Origin of the sequence: Streptomyces sp. NBC_01003 (genome assembly GCF_045162695.1) — a bacterium.
GTDB lineage: Bacteria > Actinomycetota > Actinomycetes > Streptomycetales > Streptomycetaceae > Streptomyces.
In genome coordinates, this window is the sequence record NZ_CP108707.1 from 2,504,564 (window position 1) to 2,524,346 (window position 19,783).

Below are 19,783 nucleotides of genomic sequence, written 5' to 3' on the forward strand. Positions count from 1 at the left end.
CGGGGTCGGTGGGCTTCGAGGTCAGCGGGCGCGGGCCGTTTCGGCGGCTCGCGCCCGTCGCGCCATCGGCAGATAACGCAGGCGCTCCGGCAGGAGCGGCACCACCCGCCGGACGACCGCGCCGAACCGTCGCAGTCTGCGCTCCTGGACCGGGGTCCACGGCAGGCCGATGGCCTCCCGCGCGTCGGGCGGCATCAGTCCGATCGTGAGGAAGCGGCGGAAGCGGGCGAGCGGGGGCAGCAGCAGCGGCCACAGTGCGCGCAGCGCGAGCCTGACCGGCAGCGGCCCGCGGTCGGGCGGCGGGACCGGTGCGTCGACGGCGACGAGTTCGCGTACGACGGCCGTCAGCTCGATCTCGTCGGCCAGAACCTTGCGGTAGTAGGGCCAGAACTCCTCGACGGTCTGCGGCATGTCGCGGTCGTGCAGGCCGAGGATCCGGCCGACCTGGAGCCATTCCGCGTAGAGCCGGCGTTCCTGCGCCTCGGTGAAGGGGCGGCGGCCGAGGTAGCGCTGGGCCTGCCGGTACACGGGGAAGCCGGTGGCGTGGACCCAGGCGTAGTACGCGGGAGTGAGCGCGTGGTAGCTGCGGCCCCGGGTGTCGGTGCCGCGGATGGTCCGGTGGAGCTGTCGCAGGCGGCGGCCCTCCTGCGCAGCGCCCTCACCGCCGTAGACCCACAGCATCACCGAGCGCAGGGAGCGCTCGCCGCGGCCCCAGGGGTCCGTGCGGAACACGGAGTGCTCGTCGACGCCCGCGCCGACGGCCGGGTGGGCGACCTGAAGGGTGAGCGCCGCGGGGAGGGCGAGCAGGGAGCGCACCTCACCGGCGATGTCCCACAGGATGCCGCCGGGCGGAGGGGGCTCGGGATCGAGGTCGTGCTGCTTCATACGGCTCCCCAGCGGTTCCCGGGTGATACGTGATCCAGTATGCGGCCCCGGGTTCCTGTGGTGCGGCTCAGGGGTGTGCCATGCCGCCGCCCTGCGACTCACTGCCCAAGCGGGACGCCAGGTCGGACGCGAGCTCCGAGACACAGGTGCGCAGGTCCGTCTCGGCGGCGGCGACCGGGCCGCGCGGCACACCGGCGAGGTCCGCGCGGGGCCGGACGGGAGCGCACTGGCAGGGCTGAGGCAGCTGCTCGCTCCCCGGGGCGGCCGCCTCCTGATCCCCGGCCCACCGCCGCGCCCGGCCGAGGACCCCCGCCGCGAACAGGGCAACGGATGCGCCGAGTTGACCCACCTTGAGGTGGAATTCCAGGGGCAGGGATACGAGGGCCATGCCATGGACCTACCCGACCACCCGCCACTCGCAACGTGCGGCTCAGTCCCCGTCGTCGTACACCGTCACCGCGATGCCGCGGGCCACGAGCCGCTCGGCTATCAGCGGTTCGACCCGCGACCACTTCCCGCCCGCGAGCCCGCACCCGATGCGTGGCATGTGCACCGAGGCGCCCAGCTCGGCGGCCTTGGCCGCGATGTCGGTGAGGCCGGCGTCCATCGCCTCGTAGCGGACGGGGACGCCCTTGCTGCCAGTTCTGGTGCCGCGCTGTCCGATCAGGTTCGCGATCCACAGATGGCGTTCGACCTGGACGTACTGGACGGCGCCGAGCCCGAAGTCGTTCTTCGCGCGCTCGCGGTGCCAGCGGCGGTACGCGGCCTCGGGCTCCGGCCAGCGCCGGGACAGCGCGAGGACGAAGCCCTTGCCCCAGCCGCCCATGTCGTTGCAGACATGCGTGACGACGCGCGTCCCCTTGCCCAACGGCACGGTGGCGTCACCTCGGACATACGTGATCTCCGACATGACGCCACCGTAGGTGCTGCCACTGACAGTGGGGGGCCGGCGCTATTCGCCGTCGGTCAGCTTGGTCAGTTCCTGGGTCGACTCACGCTGGATGCGGCGGCGGGCGGCGAACCAGCCGGCGACGAGCATGACCGCGATGACCGGGATCAGCATCAGGGTCTTGCGACCCGTGACCGGGTCATTCCACATGAGGCCGAGCACGAGCAGCAGGAAGACGATCGTGACGATCTCGGTGACCGGGGACCAGGGCAGGCGGAACGACGGCCGCTTGACCAGGCCCTGCTTGGCCCGCCGGACGAACGCCAGGTGGGCGACCATGATCATGACCCAGGTGCCGATGATGCCGATCGAGGAGACCTCGATGACGATCTCGAAGGCGTCGTGCGGGAGGAGGTAGTTGAGGCCGACTCCGAGGACGCCGACACCCGCGGTGAGCAGGATGCCGCCGTACGGCACCTGGCTGCGGTTCATGCGGGCGGTGAACTTGGGCGCGGAGCCCGACATCGCCATGGAGCGCAGGATGCGGCCGGTGGAGTAGAGACCCGAGTTGAGGCTGGACATGGCCGCGGTGAGCACGACCAGGTTCATGATGTCGCCGATGCCGCCGACGCCCAGCTTGCTGAACAGGGTGACGAACGGGCTCTCGTTCGACGAGTACACCGAGGACGGCAGCAGCAGTGCGAGCAGCACCACCGAGCCGCAGTAGAACAGGCCGACGCGCCACATGATCGAGTTCACCGCGCGCGGGACGACCTTCTGCGGGTCGGCGGTCTCGCCCGCCGCGACACCCACCAGCTCCAGAGCGGCGTACGCGAAGACGACACCCTGCATGACGAGGATCACCGACATCGTGCCGCTCGGCATGAATCCGCCGTGGTCCGTGATCATGCTCAGGCCCGGGGTCTGGCCGTCGATCGGGTGCTGCGTGGCGATCAGGAAGACGCCCACGAACAGGAAGGCGACGAGCGTGGCCACCTTGATGATCGCGAACCAGAACTCCATCTCGCCGAAGTACTTCACCGAGATCAGGTTCACGCCGAGCACGACCGCGAGGGCGATCAGCGCGAGGACCCACTGCGGAATGGTCGTGAAGGCACTCCAGTACTGGGTGTAGAGGGCGATCGCGGTGATGTCCGCGATGCCCGTCATCGACCAGTTGAGGAAGTACATCCAGCCGGCGACATAGGCGCCCTTCTCGCCGAGGAACTCGCGCGCGTACGACACAAAGGAACCCGAGGACGGCCGGTACACGACCATCTCGCCCAGGGCACGCACGACCAGGTACGCGAAGACTCCGCAGACGAGGTACGCGACGGCGAGTGCGGGGCCCGCCGAATGGAGGCGGCCGCCCGCTCCGAGGAACAGTCCGGTACCGATCGCGCCACCGATCGCGATCATGTTGACGTGGCGGGCCTTGAGGTCCTTGCTGTAGCCGGCGTCACCCGCGTCGGCGGGCGCCTGGGACGCATCTGTGCGGGATGCGTCCAGAGCCGTGTTGGCGGCTTCCTTGCTCACGTGGGGGGATCCCTCTGTGGTGCCCGGATTGCTCCGGGGTCCGGATGTGCTGCGGCCCGCGACATTCCTGACATGGCGCGGACCGACTGTGCACCTTCCCCCACCAGGCAGGGAGCACGCGGTGGCGGAGATCACATAGCGGCACTTCTCACATGATGATCAGGCTCTGTACAGCGGGTTCCGAGAGGCGTATAAGCGCTTGCTCGCGCCCCAACAGCCCCTTCACGCCAGACCTTTCCACCCCGCGGCGCTTTCACAGCTTTGGTGTCTCAGCGATACTGTTGAACCTGCCGGGTGCGGAACCGGAGCACGCAGGACGCGGGACCCGAGAAGCGAGGCGCAGCATGACGACGGACACCGGGGAGCCGACGCTCACGGTCGACGAACTGGCCGCGCGCGCGGGCGTCACCGTCCGTACGATCCGCTTCTACAGCACGAAGGGCCTGCTCCCGCCGCCCGTGATCGGGCCGCGCCGCGTCGGCCACTACGGCCGTGACCACCTGTCCCGGCTCGCGCTCATCGAGGAGCTCCAGCACCAGGGCATGACGCTCTCCGCGATCGAGCGGTATCTGGAGCAGCTGCCGACGGACCTGAGCGCGAACGACCTGGCGATCCACCGCGCGCTGGTCGCGAGCTGGGCCCCGGACGCGGAGGAGGACGTCACGCGGGCGGAGCTGGAGCGCCGGGCCGGGCGGGCCCTGTCCGGGGAGGATCTGGACCGGCTCGCCGCGATGGGCGTCGTCGCGTACCTGGAGGACAGCGCCACCTTCCGTGTGGACCCCGGTCTGCTGCGGCTCGGGGTGGAGCTGCTCGGGGTGCCGATCGCGCACGAGACGATCCTCGCGGCGCGCACCGTCCTCGTGGAGCACACGAGGGACGCCGCCCAGGAGCTGACGCGGCTGTTCCGCGACGAGGTGTGGGGGCCCTACCGGGAGCGCGAGTCGGACCCGGAGCACGTGGCGGCGATGAAGTCCCTGTCGGCCCATATGCAGCCGATGGTGGTGCAGGCCCTCGTGACGGCGTTCCAGCGGTCGCTCAAGGAGCAGCTGCGGGAGGCGTTCCGCGCCGAGGGCTGACCCCCGGCGCGGAACCCCGTGACCGTCAGGCGTCGGTGAAGGTCTCGCCCTTCTCGGCCTTCTCGACGAGCAGCGCGGTCGGCTGGAACCGCTCGCCGTAGCGCTCGGCCAGTTCGCGCGAGCGGGCCACGAAGCCGGGCAGGCCGCCCTCGTAACCGTTGATGTACTGGAGCACACCGCCGGTCCAGCCGGGGAAGCCGATGCCGAAGATGGAACCGATGTTGGCGTCCGCGACCGAGGTCAGGACGCCCTCCTCCAGGAGGCGCACGGTGTCGAGCGCCTCGGAGAAGAGCATGCGCTCCTGCATGTCCTTGAACGGGATCTCGTACCCGGGCTTGGTGAAGTGCTCGCGCAGGCCCGGCCACAGACCGGCACGCTTGCCGTCCACGTACTCGTAGAAGCCCGCGCCGCCGCTGCGTCCGGGACGGTCGAACTCCTCGACCATGCGGTCGATGACGACGTCCGAGGGGTGGCCAGCCCAGGTGCCGCCCGCTTCCTCGACGGCCCGCTTGGTCTCGTTACGGATCTTGCGGGGCAGCGTCAGCGTCAGCTCGTCCATCAGGGAGAGGACCTTGGCCGGGTAGCCCGCCTGGGCGGCGGCCTGCTCGACGGAGGCGGGCTCGATGCCCTCGGCGACCATCGCGACGCCCTCGTTGATGAAGTGACCGATGACGCGCGAGGTGAAGAAGCCGCGCGAGTCGTTCACGACGATCGGCGTCTTGTTGATCTGGCGGACCAGGTCGAAGGCGCGGGCGAGCGCCTCGTCACCGCTGCGCTCGCCCTTGATGATCTCGACGAGCGGCATCTTGTCGACGGGCGAGAAGAAGTGCAGCCCGATGAAGTCGACGGGCCGCTCGACGCCCTCGGCGAGGAGGGTGATCGGCAGCGTCGAGGTGTTGGAGCACAGCAGCGCGTCGGGCTCGATGACGTGCTGGATCTCCTTGAACACCTTGTGCTTGAGCGCCGGGTCCTCGAAGACGGCCTCGATCACGGCGTCGCAGCCCGCGAGGTCCTGCGGTTCGGCGGTGGGCGTGATCCGGGCGAGGAGCGCGTCCGCCTTCTCCTGGGTGGTGCGGCCGCGGGAGACGGCCTTGGCGCAGAGCTTCTCGGAGTAGCCCTTGCCCCGGGCGGCGGCGTCGGCGGTCACGTCCTTGAGGACGACCTCGATGCCGGCGCGGGCGCACGAGTAGGCGATGCCCGCGCCCATCATGCCGGCGCCGAGGACGGCGACCTTGCGGACGGGGCGCTTCTCGATGCCCTTCGGCCGGTTCGCGCCGGAGTTGACGGCCTGGAGGTCGAAGAAGAACGCCTGGATCATGTTCTTCGCGGTCTGGCCGGTGACGAGCTCGGTGAAGTAGCGCGCCTCGATGGTCAGGGCCGTCTCGAAGTCGACCTGGGAGCCCTCGACGGCCGCGGCGAGGATGTTGCGCGGGGCCGGGTAGGGGGCGCCGTTCGTCTGCTTCTTGAGGTTGGCCGGGAAGGCGGGCAGGTTCGCCGCGAACTTCGGGTTGGCCGGGGTGCCGCCCGGGATGCGGTAGCCGGGCTTGTCCCAGGGCTGCTGCGACTCGGGGTTGGCGTCGATGAAGGCGCGCGCCTGGGCGAGCATCTCCTCGGGGGTGGCCGCCACTTCGTGGACGAGGCCGTTCTCCAGGGCGCGCTTCGGGGTGTACTGAGTGCCCTGGAGGAGCACCTTCAGCAGGGCATCGGCGATGCCCATGAGGCGTACGGTGCGGGTGACGCCGCCACCCGCGGGGAGCAGGCCGAGCGTGACCTCGGGAAGGCCGATCTTGGAGCCCGGGGCGTCGAGGGCGATGCGGTGGTGGGAGGCGAGCGCGATCTCGTAACCGCCGCCCAGGGCCGCGCCGTTGATCGCCGCGACGACGGGCTTGCCGAGCGTCTCGATGCGGCGCAGGGACTTCTTGATGCCGGTGCCGGTCTCGAACGCCTGCTGGGCGTTCTCGGGGCCGACCTTCATCATGTCCTTCAGGTCACCGCCCGCGAAGAACGTCTTCTTGGCGGAGGTGTAGATGATGCCGCGGATCGAGTCCTTCTCGGCCTCGGCGCGGTCGGCGATCGCGGCGATGGAGTCCTTGAACGCCTGGTTCATGGTGTTCGCGGACTGGTTGGGGTCGTCGAGGACGAGGGTGACGATTCCGGTCTCGTCCTGTTCCCAGCGGATGGTGGTGCTCTCGGTCATTTCTGCTGCTCCGTAGATGCCAGTGCGGGAAAGGACGGGGGTCAGAGTCGCTCGACGATCGTGGCGATGCCCATGCCGCCGCCGACGCACAGCGTGGCGAGGCCGTAGCGCTTGTCCTGGCGCTCCAGTTCGTCGATGAGAGTGCCGAGGATCATCGCGCCGGTGGCACCGAGCGGGTGGCCGAGCGCGATGGCGCCGCCGTTGACGTTGACCTTGTCGAGGGAGAGGCCCATGTCCTTGACGAAGCGCAGGACGACGGCCGCGAACGCCTCGTTGATCTCGACGAGGTCGATGTCGTCGATGGTCAGGCCCGCCTTGGCGAGGGCCTTGCGGGTGGCCGGCGCGGGTCCGGTGAGCATGATGGTGGGCTCGGAGCCGGAGACGGCCGCGGAGACGATCCGCGCGCGCGGGGTCAGGCCGTGGCGCTCGCCGACCTCCTTGGTGCCGATGGCGACGAGGGACGCGCCGTCGACGATGCCGGAGGAGTTGCCCGCGTGGTGGACGTGGTCGATCTTCTCGACCCAGTGGTACTTCTGCAGCGCGACGGCGTCGAAGCCGCCGAGGTCACCGATGTCCGCGAACGACGGCTTCAGCTTGGCGAGCGAGTCGGCGGTCGTGCCGGGGCGCAGGAACTCGTCGTGGTCGAGGACGGTCAGGCCGCTGCGGTCCGTGACGGGCACGACGGAGCGGGCGAAGCGGCCGTCCTTCACGGCGGCGGCCGCGCGCTCCTGCGAGAGCGCCGCGTACTCGTCGACGTCGCGCCGGGAGAAGCCCTCGATGGTGGCGATCAGGTCCGCGCCGATGCCCTGCGGCACGAAGCCCGTCTCGTAGTTGGTCATCGGGTCGGCGAACCAGGCGCCGCCGTCCGAGGCCATCGGGACGCGCGACATCGACTCGACGCCGCCGGCGAGGACGAGGTCCTCCCAGCCCGAACGGACCTTCATGGCCGCCAGGTTGACCGCTTCGAGGCCCGAGGCGCAGAAGCGGTTCTCCTGCACACCGGCCACCGTGTCGGGGAGCCCGGCCGCGATGGCCGCGATCCGCGCGATGTCGGAGCCCTGGTCGCCGACCGGTCCGACGACGCCGAGCACGATGTCGTCGATGGCGGCGGGGTCGAGGTCCGGGAAGCGCCGCTGGACCTCGTGGATCAGTCCGACGACGAGGTCGATCGGCTTGGTGCCGTGCAGGGCGCCGTTCGCCTTGCCGCGTCCGCGCGGGGTGCGGATCGCGTCGTACACGTACGCTTCGGTGCTCACTCGCTTGCCTTTCAATGAGGGTGGGCCGGGCAATGAGGTGGGCCGGGCCGGGAGGTCGGTGGGGAGTCAGCCGAGCAGGGAGCGCCCGATGATCTCCTTCATGATCTCGGTCGTGCCGCCGTAGATCGTCTGGATGCGTCCGTCGGTGAAGGCCTTGGCGACGCGGTACTCCGTCATGTAGCCGTAGCCGCCATGGAGCTGGAGGCAGCGGTCCGCGACGCGCTTCTGGAGCTCGGTGGCCCACCACTTGGCCATCGAGGCATGCACCGCGTCGAGTTCGCCGTTCGAGTGGTCGACGATGCAGCGGTCCAGAAAGGTCCGGGTGACGGCGCACTCGGTGGCCATCTCGGCTATCTCGAACCGGATGTGCTGGAGCTTGGCGAGCGGGCGGCCGAAGGCCTCGCGCTCCTTGACGTACGTCGTGGTGATCTCCAGGAGGTGCTCCGCGGCGGCGATCCCGGCGACGGCGATGCCCATGCGCTCCTGCGCGAGGTTCGTCATCAGGTGGACGAAGGCGCCGTTGAGCTCGCCGAGGAGATTCTCCTTCGGGACGCGGACGTCGTTGAAGAAGAGCTCGGCCGTGTCCTGGGACTTCTGGCCGATCTTGTCGAGGTTGCGGCCGCGCTCGAAGCCCTCCATGCCGCGCTCGACGACCAGGAGGGACAGACCGTGGGCGCCGCCCTCGGGCGTCGTCTTCGCGACGACGATCACGAGGTCGGCGAGGATCCCGTTCGAGATGAACGTCTTGGAGCCGTTCAGCACCCAGTGGTCGCCGCGGTCCTCGGCCGAGGTGCGGATGCCCTGGAGGTCCGATCCGGCGCCCGGCTCGGTCATCGCGATGGCGGTGATCAGGGAGCCGTCGCAGAAGCCGGGCAGCCAGCGGCGCTTCTGCTCGTCCGTGGCGAGTGACGTCAGATACGGCCCGATGATGTCGTTGTGGAGACCGATCGCGAGGCCGGCGGCTCCCGCGCGGGTGAACTCCTCGGCGATGACGGCGCTGTAGCGGAAGTCGGCGTTGCCGCCGCCCCCGTACTCCTCGGGCACGGCGAGCCCGAGGAGGCCCTGGCGTCCGGCCGCGAGCCAGGCCTCGCGCGAGACGATGCCGTCCTTCTCCCACTGCTCGTAGTGCGGGGTGACCTCCTTGGCGAGGAAGGTGCGGACGGTCTCGCGGAACGCGTCGTGCTCCTCGGTGAAGATCTGCCGTTCCATTGCCATCGTGGTGCCCTCCCTACAGCCAGTTCTTGACGGTCTCGACCAGCCGGGCGGGCTCAGGGCCGACCGGGATGACGTTCAGCATGGTGACGCCCGCGGCGCGGAAGGCCTCGACACGCTCGCGTACGTAGCTCTCGGGCCCGCACAGGCTCATGAGCTCGCAGAACTCGTCCGGGACGGCGGCCTCCGCCTCCTTCTTCTTCCCGGAGAGGTAGAGCTCCTGGATGAGCTTGGCCTCCTTCTCGTAGCCGTAGGCCACGGCGAGGTCGTTGTAGAAGTTCTTGCCGACCGCTCCCATGCCGCCCACGTAGAGGGCGATGTTGGGGCGGGCGAGGTCGCGAGCGGCTGCCGCGTCCTCGCCGATGGCGAGCAGTCCGCCGGCGACGACCTGGAGCGGCCCGAGCTCGGGGGCACGCTTGGCGGCTCCCTCGGCGAGCGGGGTGCCCCACACCTGGTGGGCCTTCTCGGGAATGAAGAGCGTGGGCAGCCAGCCGTCGGCGATCTCGGCGGTCATCCGCACGTTCGCCGGGCCCAACGAGGCGACGTACAACGGCACTTGGGGGCGTACGGGCTTGGCGAGGATCTTCAGGGGCTTGCCGAGCCTGCCGCCCTTCTCCGGGGGCAGCGGCATGTCCGTGATGCCGTGGTGGTCGATGACCTCGCGGCGCAGGATGCGGCGGGTCAGCTCGATGGTCTCGCGGGTGCGGCCGAGCGGCTTGTCGTACGCCTTGCCGTGCCAGCCCTCGACGACCTGCGGGCCCGACGCGCCCAGGCCGATGATGGCGCGGCCGCCGGAGACGGCGTCGAGTCCGGCGGCGGTCTGGGCGATGAGGGCGGGGGTGCGCGAGTAGACGTTGAGGATCGCGGCGCCGATCTTCATGCGCTCGGTGCGGGCGGCGAGATAGCCCATGATCGTGGGCGAGTCGAAGCCGTAGGCCTCCGCGACCCAGACGGCGTCGAGGCCCGCCGACTCGAGCGCGGCGGCGTCGTCGGCCGCCTGCCGGGGGTCGGCTGCGTAGGCGAGGGGTGCGGACAGCTCCATCAGTTCTCTTCCTTCGTCAGGCTCGGTACGTCCCAGTCGCGGGCCACCCCGGCGGTGTCGGCGCCCGGCTGCGCGGGGCCGCTGCGGACGGCAGTGGGGGTCGCGGAGAAGCGGGGTGCGGGGGCGGGCTGGGTGATGCCGCCGTGGTCGGTGAAGGTGCCGCGCGCCGCCAGGTGGGGGTGGCCGGGCGCCTCGCGCAGGGACAGGACCGGCGCGACGCACGCGTCGGACCCCTCGAAGACGGCGGTCCACTCCTCGCGGGTACGGGTCTTGAAGCGGGCGGCGACGGCGTCGCGCAGCTCGCCCCAGCGGGCGAGGTCCTTGCGGGCGGGGGCCGTGTCCCCGATGCCGAGGAGTGCGATGAACTCGTCGTAGAACTGCTGCTCAAGGGCGCCGACCGCCATGTACTGGCCGTCGGAGGTCTCGTACGTCCCGTAGAACGGGCAGCCGCCGTCGAGGAGGTTGCTGGCGCGCCGGTCCTGCCAGCCGCCGGCCGCGAGCATGCCGTGGATCATCGCGGCGAGGTGCGAGGCGCCGTCGACGATCGCGGCGTCCACGACCTGGCCCGCGCCGGTGTCGCGCGCGTGGTGGAGGGCGGCGAGGATGCCGACGACGAGGTAGAGCGAGCCGCCTGCGTAGTCCCCGACGAGGTTCGCGGGGACGGTCGGCGGCTCGTCCGGCTTGCCGATCATCCCGAGGGTGCCGGTGAGGGCGATGTACGCGATGTCGTGCCCGGCGCGCTGGGCGAGGGGGCCGTCCTGGCCCCAGCCGGTCATGCGTCCGTAGACGAGGCGCGGGTTGCGGGCGTGGCAGGCGTCGGGGCCGACGCCGAGGCGCTCGGCGACGCCTGGACGGTACCCCTCGATGAGGACGTCCGCCTTGGCGACGAGGTCGAGGACGCGCGCGGGGCCGTCGTCCGCCTTGAGGTCGACGATCACGGAGCGTTTGTTGCGGTTGGTGATGTCGTACTCGGGGTTGATCGAGAGCCCGGCGCCTTTGGGGCGGTCCACGCGCACGACATCGGCGCCCAGGTCGGCGAGGAGCATCGCGGCGAACGGGCCCGGGCCGATGCCCGCCAGTTCGACCACGCGCACCCCGGCGAGCGGGCCGCTGTCCGTCATCCCTGCCACTGCCATCGAGCCCCCAGCACTGTGACACAACTGATGTAACACCAGCGATGCTAAGAACGTGTTCCACTCAGCACAACCCCTGGCGAGCAAGCGCTTAGTAATTTACGACGCACTGCTGCGGTGTTGCCAGGAGGCACGTATGGATTCGGGGTAACTCGCCTGAAACGGGATGCCGTCACGTCCGGCCGGGGCGGCGCTCATCGCGCGTCCAGTTCGGCGACGTGCTTCTTCGTGGCCACCGTCCGGTAGCTCTCCTCCACCCAGTCGCAGAGCAGCTCCGCGCCCGGGGCGCCCTTCACGTCCAGGGGGATCTGCACCCAGCCCGCCTTGCCGAGGCCGTATCCGGCGGGCTCGGCGCCCGGGGTCGTGAGTGCGTGCGCGTGGGTCTCCTCGTCCTTGAGCTTGACCGTGAGCCCCATCGGACAGCTGCCGTCGTCGACGCCGAGGAACACGAACACCTTCTTGTTCACCTTCGCGACCGTCTCGCCCCACGGGAAGTCCTCCGTGGCTCCCGGCATCCCGAGTGCGAACTCCCGTACGCGCGCCCACGTCTTGAGCGCCCGCTGCGACGGCTTCCTCGGTTCGGCCACAACGACCTCCCGCTCCAGGCGGGGCCCCTGAACCTCCGCTCATCCCTCACGCTAGCCTCGGCCACCGACAACGGCGCGCGGCGCAGGGCTGAGGGGTGTCATGACCAGGCAGGACAGCGGGCACGGCAAGGATCGGGACATGCGGGACAGGCCCGGCAGAGCCGACAGGGCGGGCCGCGAGTACGACATCGTGCTCTTCGGGGCGACCGGGTTCGCCGGCGCGCTCACCGCCGAGTATCTGGCGGCGCACGCACCCGAGGGGCTGCGGTGGGCCGTCGCGGGGCGCGACACGGGAAAGCTGGAGCGGCTGCGCGAGCGCCTCACCGCGATCGACCCCGCGTGCGCCGTGCTGCCCCTGGTCCGCGCGGACGTCGCCGACCCGGCGTCCCTGCGCGCCCTCGCGGCACGCACGCGCGTGGTGGCCACGACCGTCGGCCCGTACGTCACGTACGGCCAGGACCTGGTGGCGGCGTGCGCCGAGGAGGGCACCGACTACACGGACCTGTGCGGCGAGCCCGAGTTCGTCGACGTCACCTACGTCCGGCACGACGCCCGCGCGCGGGAGACCGGGGCGCGCCTCGTCCACGCGTGCGGCTTCGACTCGATCCCGCACGACCTGGGCGCGCTCTTCACGGTGGGTCAGCTCCCCGAGGACGTGCCGCTGCGCATCGACGGGTTCGTGCGGTCGAACGCGACGTTCTCGGGCGGCACGTTCGCGTCCGCGCTGACGCAGTTCTCGCGGGGCCGGCAGATGCTGGCCGCGCAGCAGGACCGGCGGCGGCACCAGCCACGCCTCGTGGGCCGCAGGGCGTACGCGCCGACGGGCGCGCCGCGCTACGCCAAGGAGGTCGACGCGTGGGCGCTGCCGCTCCCGACGATCGACCCGCAGATCGTGCAGCGGTCCGCGCGGGCCCTGGAGCGCTACGGTCCCGACTTCCGCTACCGGCACTACGCCGCGGTGCGGCACCTGCCCGTCGCGTTCGGCGGCGTCGCGGCTACGGGCGCGCTGTTCGCCGCCGCCCAACTGCCGCCCGCGCGCAGGTGGTTGTCCGATCGGCTCAAGCCGGGTGACGGCCCGGACGAGGCGCGGCGCGCGGCCAGCTGGTTCTCGGTGCGCTTCGTCGGCGAGGGCGGCGGCCGCCGCGTGTACACAGAGGTCTCGGGCGGGGACCCCGGGTACGACGAGACGGCGAAGATGCTCGGCGAGTCGGCCATGTGCCTGGCGCTCGACGACCTGCCCGAGACCTCGGGCCAGGTCACGACGGCCGTCGCGATGGGCGACGCCCTGACGGCGCGCCTGCGGGCCGCCGGAATCACTTTCCGGGTGGCGGCAACGCGGTAGGGAGTCACCACGCGCGCGGGGAGGCGCCTTGGCTTTGGCCTGCGCCTTCGCCTTCGCCAAGAACGCGGCAGGTCACTACGCGCGCGTGGCGCCCTCCTGGGCCTCCGCCAGCGCTCGCCTGCACAGCGCGTCCGCCCTGCGGGTCGTTTCGGGCTGGCGGTAGTTCGGCGTGAGGTGCAGGGTGTGGGCGCACGCGGTGTCGAGGCTCGTGCGGTGGCCGACGGAGACGTAGACGGGCTTGACGCCGTCGCGGGTGCGCAGCGCCCGGCCGACCTCCTCGTCGCCGTCCAGCAGGGGCGCCGTGCTGCCTCGCGCCGCCGCCGGCTCCTCGTGCGTGAAGGTGAACGGGTTCTTCGCGACGCCGATCGTGGGCAGCCCCGTCAGGACGCCCAGGTGGCTGGCGAGGCCGAAGCGGCGCGGGTGGGCGAGGCCGTACCCGTCGCAGACGACAAGGCCGGGGCCGGAGTTGAGGCCCTCCAGGGCGGCGACCACGGTCGGGATCTCGCGGAAGGCCAGCAGGCCCGGCACGTACGGGAAGGAGATCCGGCCGACGGCCGTGGACTCCTCGACGACGTCGAGGGTCGCCGCGTCGAGCACGACGGCCGCCGCCGCGACGAGGTCGCGCTCGTCGTCGTACGCCACGTCGACACCGGTCACGAGTCCGGTGCCGGGCGGGGGCCCCGGCTCGTCGAGGACGACGAGGGCGCGCAGTTCGTCCTGGACCGCGCGGGCGGAGCGCTCGTCGGCGGGCCAGTCGGCGAGGATCTGTCGGTGGCTCATGATGGCGACCACCATAGGGCGGGGGCGCCGGCGGGCCACGGGTAGCCTGGCGATCATGTTTGTACTTGAGCTGACCTACACGGCCCCGGTCGAGCGCGTCGACCCGCTGCTCGAAGCGCACGTCGCCTGGCTCGACGAGCAGTACGAAGCCGGCGTCTTCATCGCTTCCGGCCGCAAGAACCCGCGCGACGGCGGGATCATCCTCGCCGTCGGGGACGACCGCACGCAGATCGAGAAGATCACGGCGGCCGACCCCTTCGTCACCGGCGACGTGTGCACGTACCGCGTCACGGAGTTCATCGCGACGAAGACGGCACCCGAAATGGAGCGATTCCGCCAGCAGCCGGCCGGTTAGACGGCCCCGCCGCAGGTCAACGTTCGAGCCGGGCGATCCGTCCCTTCTCGCCCGAGGCCCAGCACGCGCCGTCGTGCGTGCAGTCCGCCGTGTCGTACGAGCCCGTGTCGACGGTGCGCCAGGTGCGGCCCGCGTCGAGGGTGAGGTCGGTCCCCGTGGGGCCGACCGCGAGGGCGCTCGTGCGGCTGTGCGGGAGCCAGGTGACGCCCGAGCGGTAGGCGGGGACGGGCGCGGCGGACTGCGTCCAGGTGCGGCCGCCGTCGCGCGTCGTGGCCGAGGCCCGGGGAGACGCCTGGTCCGCGCGGTAGTCGCCGCCGACCGCGAGGCCGTGCGTACGGTCGCGGAAGGCGAGACCGAAGACGCCGCGCGCCGGGTCGCCCGCCGGGATCGGGGCGTCGGTCGCCCGCCAGGTCAGGCCACGGTCCGACGAGTGCAGCACGCGCGCGCGTGCGGCCCCGCCCGTGGCCAGCCACACATCGCGCGGACCGGAGCTGACCAGGCACTGGCCGCTCGCCGCGAAGCCGGCCTCGCCCTCCTGCGCCGCCGGCATTCCGTCGCTGGGCAGGACGTCCCAGGAGCGTCCTCCGTCGCGCGTGGACAGGATCCGGTACTTGCCGTCGACCGGGTCGCTCATCGCGAGGCCGTGGCGCGCGTCGAAGAACGTCAGGCAGTCGTAGAACGCCTTCGGGTCGGGGTTGCGGAAGGACTCGGTCCAGGTGGCCCCGCCGTCGTCCGTGCGGAAGACCCGCGAGGCGTCGCCCTCACCGATCGCGAGGACGACCGCGCGCCGGCTGTCGAAGGCCTCGATGTCGCGGAACTCCAGCTCGCCCGCGCCCGGCGGCGACACGTTCCGCCAGTGCGCGCCGCCGTCCGAGGTGCGAAGGACCGTGCCCTTGGACCCGGCCACCCAGGCGGCGTCGCGACTCACCGCGGCAAGTCCCCGGAACCGCGCGTCGGTACCGGATCCCTTCAATGCCCAGTGCGGCATCGCCTGCGCGTGCCCTCCGTCGGCCTGCGCTCCGGCGGCCTGCGCCGGACCCGCCGGAGCGAACGCGAGGGCGAGTGCCGCCCCGGCCAGCCCCATGGACACCCTGCGTCGCGACTTCCCCATGCCCCTCATGGCGGGCGAAGCTAGCCCACTCCCCCGGCCCCGTCCAGATGGCCCGCACCGCAGGGAGCGGAGACCGGTGACAGAGGTCACTCACCTTTCCTCGGCCGTTCGGTGCACGGATTCCCTCGTTCCGCCGTCTCTTCAAGTGGCGGGGAGTCCTACCCGCCGACCCACCCGTCGTCCGACATGCCGTCCGACTCGCCGTCCGAGCTGTTGCCCGAACCGCCGTCCGTTCAGCCGTCACAAGGGAGCAGGCGTTGTCCACCGTCATCGAGCAAGCCGTAGAGGCCCGTCTCGTCGCCGCCGCGCCGCGGATGTCGACCATTCCCGCGACGTTGCGCTACGACATGCGGGACCCCTTCGCCGTGCGCATGTCGTTCCCCGCGCCGGCCACGCTCGAAGGCGTCGACGTGAGCTGGACGTTCGCCCGAGAGCTGCTCGCGGCCGGGGTGCGGGAGCCGGCCGGTGCGGGCGACGTCCGGGTACGGCCGTACGGCTACGACCGCACGGTCCTGGAGTTCCATGCCCACGAGGGCACCGCGGTCGTGCACATCCGGACCGGCGAGCTGCGCCGCTTCCTCAGCAGTACGGCGGCGATGGTGCCGGTGGGCGACGAGCATCTGCACGTGGACCTGGACGGCGATCTGGCGGAGCTGATGCGGGACGCGTACTGACCAGAGCCCCCTCCACCGGGCTCAACTCCCGTCACCGAGCAGGGCGTTGAGCTCTTCGTATGCGAGCCCGCCGGCCAGGCTCTCGTACGTTCCCTCGGTGAGCAGCTCCCGGGCCGCCCTGCGGACGAGGGCGTGCGCGGCCTGCGCGATGCCCGCGCCGACGCTGATCCGGGCGACCCCGAGCGCGGCGAACTCGGCCACGGACGGCGCCCCGGGCCAGGCCATCACGTTGAGCGGCCCCTCGACACCGGCGACGAGCGCCTTCACGGTCACCGGGTCGGCGGCCCCGGGCACGAAGATCCCGTCAGCACCCGCCGCGAGGTAGGCCGCGGCCCGCTCCAGCGTCGCCGCGAGCCGCTCCTCCGGCTCCCCCACGCCCATCAGATACGTGTCGATGCGCGCGTTCACGAACAGCGCCACACCCTCCGCGTCCGCCGCGGCGCGGGCCACCGCGATCCGCTCCGCCTGCGCCTCGACGGGCCGCAGCGGCTCGCTCCCGCCGTGCCAGGCGTCCTCGATGTTGACGCCGACCGCTCCGGCGTCGAGGACGGCGCGCACGGTGACGGCGACGTCCTGGGCCGCGTCGGCGTAGCCGCTCTCGATGTCCGCGGTCAGCGGCACGTCCACGACTGCGGCGATGCGCGCGACGGCTTCGAGCGCCGCGTCCCTGCCGAGCCGGCCGCCGTCCGCCACTCCCAGGTCCCAGGACAGTCCGGCACTGGTGGTGGCGACGGCGGTGGCCCCGGCGTCCGCGACGATGCGGGCGCTCGCGACGTCCCAGGCGTTGGGCAGGACGAGCGGGCGGCCGGCGACATGCTGCGAACGGAAGGCCAGGGCCTGGTCATTGAGGTGCGTACGGTTCGTCATGCCGTACAGCCAACCACCCGAGTCCCGCGTACAGCTGGCAGGAATCCGACACGTACGTGTGACCCACGCTCAACCCCGCGCACCCCTTGTTCAGCCCCCGCCTCCCCCGCCCGCCGAGGCCCGCGACGCCTCCGCCGCCTTGACGGCCGCGGCGAGCGCGGCACGGATGTCGCCCAGGCTCTGCCGCAGCTCGGGGGAGATGCCGCCGGCGCGGGCGGTGAGGTGGTCGAGGCGGCCCTTGTGCGTACGCCTGGCCTTGGCGGGGATCAGCCTGCGGAGCTTGCCCGTGGCGGCGAGCACCGCGAGTACCGCGTCGTCCTCGTCCACCCGGCCGACCGGCTCGCCTCCCTCCAGCGCGCCGAGCACCTCGGCCCGCAGCACCTCGACGTAACCCGCGCGCTCCAGGCCGTAGTGGGTCACGGGGAAGAGCCCGAAGACGCGCTTGCGCTCGGCCGACAGATAGCCCTCGGAGGCGAGTTGGCGGCGCACGGTGTCGAGGGTGGCGCGGGCGCGGTAGCCGATCCAGGCGCGCCAGGTGCGCGGCCTCGACTCCTCGGCCAGCTCCATCAGTTCGTCGAGAACGGGGTCGCCGGTACGAGCGTCGAAGACCGGGGTGACGACGCCGTCCACGTCGCTGATGATGCGGCGCCCGGCCAGTTCGACGAGGGCGGCGGCGCGGACGGCGAGCTCGATGTCGGGGGCGCCGGAGACCCTGCCCTTCTCCGTGTCGAAACCCCGCAGCAAGAGCCGGGCGGGTAGCGAGAGCGAGCCGTGGGGCACGGGGGTCTCCTCCTGCGGGGTAAGGGCGAGGGCGCGAGGGCTCAAGATAATTCGTTGACGGCCCACAGCCACCTTCGTACTGTGGACAGCGTTCCCGTTGATCCTGTTGTCGTCGATCGGAGTAGGACGTTGCTCTTCTGAGGTTCTGAGACACCGCGTCACGCGGCCGCACCCCACCGGTGCGCCCCGTGTCCTGCGTGTGCGACCTCGGATGACCGAGCCGTCCTCCCGCCTGAATCCGGCACAGGACTGTCCTTCGCGCCCCGTGCGCTCTCGTTGCTTCCGGCTGTGGTCGTCCGCGGTGTCCCCATGCGCTGCCCACCGTTCCCACCGAGCGACCGCGAGGCCGTATGTCTACCTCCCCCACCTCCATCACCTGCACCTCCCTCACCTACGCCTGGCCCGACGGCACTCGGGTCTTCGACGGTCTTCAGGCCGCGTTCGGCCCCGGCAGGACCGGGCTCATCGGCCTCAACGGCTCAGGAAAATCAACGCTGTTGAAGCTGATCTCCGGAGAACTCACCCCGGCGGACGGCGCCGTGAAGGTGGCGGGCGAGATCGGCTATCTGCCGCAGAACGTCACCCTCGAAACCTCGCTGCGCGTCGACGAGGCCCTCGGCATCGCCGGTGCCCGCGCCGCGCTGCACGCCATCGAGGCGGGCGATGTACGCGACGAGCACTTCGCCGCGGTCGGCGACGACTGGGACGTCGAGGAGCGCGCCGTCGCGACCCTCGACGGGCTCGGTCTCGGCCGCATCGGTCTCGACCGCACCGTCGGCGAGCTCTCGGGAGGCGAGTCCGTACTGATCCGCCTCGCCGCGCTGCTCCTGCGCCGCCCCGACGTCCTGCTGCTCGACGAGCCGACGAACAACCTGGATCTGGCCGCCCGCAGGCGCCTGTACGCGGCCGTCGAGGCGTGGCCGGGCGTCATGGTCATGGTCAGCCACGACCGCGAACTCCTCGAACGGGTCGACCAGATCGCCGATCTGCGCGCGGGCGACCTCGTTCGCTTCGGCGGGAACCTCTCGGCGTACGAGGAGGCGCTCGCGACCGAGCAGGAGGCGGCGGAGCGCATGCTGCGGGTCGCCGATGCCGACCTGAAGAAGCAGAAGCGCGAACTGGCGGACGCCCAGGTCAAGTTGGCCCGGCGCAAGCGCTACGGACAGAAGATGTGGGACACCAAGCGCGAGCCGAAGGCGATCATGGCCCAGCGCAAGCGGCAGGCCCAGGTCTCGGCGGGCAAGCACCGCCAACTGCACGAGGACCGGCTCGCCGAGGCGAAGGAGCGGCTCGACGAGGCGGTGGAGGCCGTGCGCGACGACGACGAGATCCGCGTCGATCTGCCGCACACGGCGGTGCCGCCCGGCCGTTCCGTGTTCACTCTGTGCCGGCTGGGGATGGCCTACGGGGCGCGTGTGGAGGGCGAGTTCGAGGTGCGCGGTCCTGAGCGGATCGCGCTCGTGGGGCGCAACGGTTCGGGCAAGACCACGCTCCTGCGCACGATCGCCGGGGACCTCGAACCCGTCGCGGGTGAGGTGGTCGCGCATGTTCCGCTGCGGTTCCTGCCGCAGCGCCTCGACGTGCTCGACGAGGGCCTGACCGTCGCCGAGAACGTGGCGCGGTTCGCTCCCGGAGTGACGAACAACCGCGTCAGGGCACGGCTCGCCCACTTCTTGTTCAAGGGGGCACGGGCCGATCAGCCGGCGGCGACCCTCTCGGGCGGCGAGCGGTTCAGGGCGACCCTCGCGGCGCTGATGCTCGCCGAGCCGGCACCCCAGCTGCTGATGCTCGACGAGCCGACGAACAACCTCGACCTGGCCAGCGTCCGGCAGCTGACCACGGCCCTGGAGTCCTACGAGGGCGCGCTGCTCGTGGCCAGCCACGACCTGCCGTTCCTGAAGTCCATCGGGATCACGCGGACGCTGCTCATGGAGGGAGGCCGGCTGCGGGACGTCACGAAGGGGGAGGCCGGATACGGCGGGTAGCGGCCGCGCTGGGCGGGCGGGACGAAACAGGGCGCGGGCCGGGGATTCCGTCACCGGCGCCGGGCTGTGCATGATG

19 protein-coding genes are annotated in these 19,783 nt (G+C 71.5%); 5 read left to right on the forward strand and 14 right to left on the reverse strand.

Annotated features, from left to right (window positions below; genetic code table 11):
* Positions 1–21: 21 nt before the first annotated feature.
* The 4 genes from OG698_RS11650 to OG698_RS11665 all read right to left on the reverse strand — a co-directional run bounded on the left by OG698_RS11650 (position 22) and on the right by OG698_RS11665 (position 3,310).
* Positions 22–885, reverse strand: coding sequence for an oxygenase MpaB family protein (locus OG698_RS11650; protein ID WP_406103017.1), 864 nt, complete (start codon positions 883–885; stop codon positions 22–24).
* Positions 886–952: 67 nt separating this feature from the next.
* A complete protein-coding gene (locus OG698_RS11655) occupies positions 953–1,273 on the reverse strand; it encodes a hypothetical protein (protein ID WP_383080365.1) in 321 nt (106 codons plus the stop codon).
* Positions 1,274–1,315: 42 nt separating this feature from the next.
* Entirely contained in the window at positions 1,316–1,795 is a 480-nt protein-coding gene (locus tag OG698_RS11660; protein ID WP_406103018.1) for a macro domain-containing protein, read from the reverse strand.
* Between the two features lie 42 nt (positions 1,796–1,837).
* Positions 1,838–3,310, reverse strand: coding sequence for an amino acid permease (locus OG698_RS11665; RefSeq protein ID WP_406103019.1), 1,473 nt, complete (start codon positions 3,308–3,310; stop codon positions 1,838–1,840).
* 344 nt (positions 3,311–3,654) lie between these two features.
* Here OG698_RS11665 and OG698_RS11670 point away from each other — a divergent pair, with 344 nt between their 5' ends.
* Positions 3,655–4,386, forward strand: a complete 732-nt coding sequence (locus OG698_RS11670; protein ID WP_406103020.1) for a MerR family transcriptional regulator — start codon at positions 3,655–3,657, stop codon at positions 4,384–4,386.
* A gap of 25 nt (positions 4,387–4,411) precedes the next feature.
* Here the strand turns inward: OG698_RS11670 and OG698_RS11675 are convergent, their stop codons facing one another.
* The 6 genes from OG698_RS11675 to OG698_RS11700 all read right to left on the reverse strand — a co-directional run bounded on the left by OG698_RS11675 (position 4,412) and on the right by OG698_RS11700 (position 11,741).
* Complete coding sequence (locus OG698_RS11675; protein ID WP_406103022.1) at positions 4,412–6,583, reverse strand: 3-hydroxyacyl-CoA dehydrogenase NAD-binding domain-containing protein; 2,172 nt, start codon at positions 6,581–6,583, stop codon at positions 4,412–4,414.
* 41 nt (positions 6,584–6,624) lie between these two features.
* Positions 6,625–7,839 carry an acetyl-CoA C-acetyltransferase gene (locus tag OG698_RS11680; RefSeq protein WP_362901837.1) on the reverse strand — a complete coding sequence of 405 codons (1,215 nt, stop codon included), beginning with the start codon at positions 7,837–7,839 and terminating at the stop codon, positions 6,625–6,627.
* Positions 7,840–7,905: 66 nt separating this feature from the next.
* Positions 7,906–9,048 (reverse strand): acyl-CoA dehydrogenase family protein, encoded by a 1,143-nt coding sequence (locus OG698_RS11685; RefSeq protein WP_406110981.1) that lies wholly within the window; start codon positions 9,046–9,048, stop codon positions 7,906–7,908.
* 19 nt (positions 9,049–9,067) lie between these two features.
* The gene (locus tag OG698_RS11690; protein ID WP_406103023.1) at positions 9,068–10,093 is read right to left on the reverse strand and encodes an LLM class F420-dependent oxidoreductase; all 1,026 of its coding nucleotides are present in this window, start codon (positions 10,091–10,093) and stop codon (positions 9,068–9,070) included.
* Positions 10,093–11,229, reverse strand: coding sequence for a CaiB/BaiF CoA transferase family protein (locus OG698_RS11695; RefSeq protein ID WP_406103024.1), 1,137 nt, complete (start codon positions 11,227–11,229; stop codon positions 10,093–10,095). The genes OG698_RS11690 and OG698_RS11695 overlap by 1 nt, the downstream gene beginning before the upstream one ends.
* A gap of 191 nt (positions 11,230–11,420) precedes the next feature.
* Positions 11,421–11,741, reverse strand: coding sequence for an MmcQ/YjbR family DNA-binding protein (locus OG698_RS11700; RefSeq protein ID WP_406110983.1), 321 nt, complete (start codon positions 11,739–11,741; stop codon positions 11,421–11,423).
* Between the two features lie 211 nt (positions 11,742–11,952).
* Here OG698_RS11700 and OG698_RS11705 point away from each other — a divergent pair, with 211 nt between their 5' ends.
* A complete protein-coding gene (locus tag OG698_RS11705; RefSeq protein ID WP_406110985.1) occupies positions 11,953–13,155 on the forward strand; it encodes a saccharopine dehydrogenase family protein in 1,203 nt (400 codons plus the stop codon).
* 75 nt (positions 13,156–13,230) lie between these two features.
* Here the strand turns inward: OG698_RS11705 and OG698_RS11710 are convergent, their stop codons facing one another.
* The gene (locus OG698_RS11710; RefSeq protein WP_406103025.1) at positions 13,231–13,935 is read right to left on the reverse strand and encodes an endonuclease V; all 705 of its coding nucleotides are present in this window, start codon (positions 13,933–13,935) and stop codon (positions 13,231–13,233) included.
* 55 nt (positions 13,936–13,990) lie between these two features.
* On the opposite strand from OG698_RS11710, the gene OG698_RS11715 reads away from it, so the two are divergent.
* The gene (locus OG698_RS11715) at positions 13,991–14,290 is read left to right on the forward strand and encodes a YciI family protein (RefSeq protein WP_399968200.1); all 300 of its coding nucleotides are present in this window, start codon (positions 13,991–13,993) and stop codon (positions 14,288–14,290) included.
* A 16-nt stretch (positions 14,291–14,306) separates the two neighbouring features.
* On the opposite strand, the gene OG698_RS11720 is transcribed toward OG698_RS11715, so the two are convergent.
* Positions 14,307–15,410, reverse strand: coding sequence for a WD40/YVTN/BNR-like repeat-containing protein (locus OG698_RS11720; RefSeq protein ID WP_406103026.1), 1,104 nt, complete (start codon positions 15,408–15,410; stop codon positions 14,307–14,309).
* Between the two features lie 248 nt (positions 15,411–15,658).
* On the opposite strand from OG698_RS11720, the gene OG698_RS11725 reads away from it, so the two are divergent.
* Positions 15,659–16,075, forward strand: coding sequence for an SsgA family sporulation/cell division regulator (locus OG698_RS11725; RefSeq protein ID WP_406103027.1), 417 nt, complete (start codon positions 15,659–15,661; stop codon positions 16,073–16,075).
* Positions 16,076–16,096: 21 nt separating this feature from the next.
* Here OG698_RS11725 and OG698_RS11730 read toward each other — a convergent pair whose 3' ends face one another.
* Positions 16,097–16,942 carry an isocitrate lyase/phosphoenolpyruvate mutase family protein gene (locus tag OG698_RS11730; RefSeq protein WP_406103028.1) on the reverse strand — a complete coding sequence of 282 codons (846 nt, stop codon included), beginning with the start codon at positions 16,940–16,942 and terminating at the stop codon, positions 16,097–16,099.
* A gap of 90 nt (positions 16,943–17,032) precedes the next feature.
* Positions 17,033–17,767 carry a GPP34 family phosphoprotein gene (locus OG698_RS11735; RefSeq protein ID WP_406103029.1) on the reverse strand — a complete coding sequence of 245 codons (735 nt, stop codon included), beginning with the start codon at positions 17,765–17,767 and terminating at the stop codon, positions 17,033–17,035.
* Positions 17,768–18,072: 305 nt separating this feature from the next.
* Between OG698_RS11735 and OG698_RS11740 the strand changes: the two genes are divergently transcribed.
* Positions 18,073–19,707, forward strand: coding sequence for an ABC-F family ATP-binding cassette domain-containing protein (locus OG698_RS11740; RefSeq protein ID WP_406103030.1), 1,635 nt, complete (start codon positions 18,073–18,075; stop codon positions 19,705–19,707).
* Positions 19,708–19,783 lie beyond the last annotated feature (76 nt).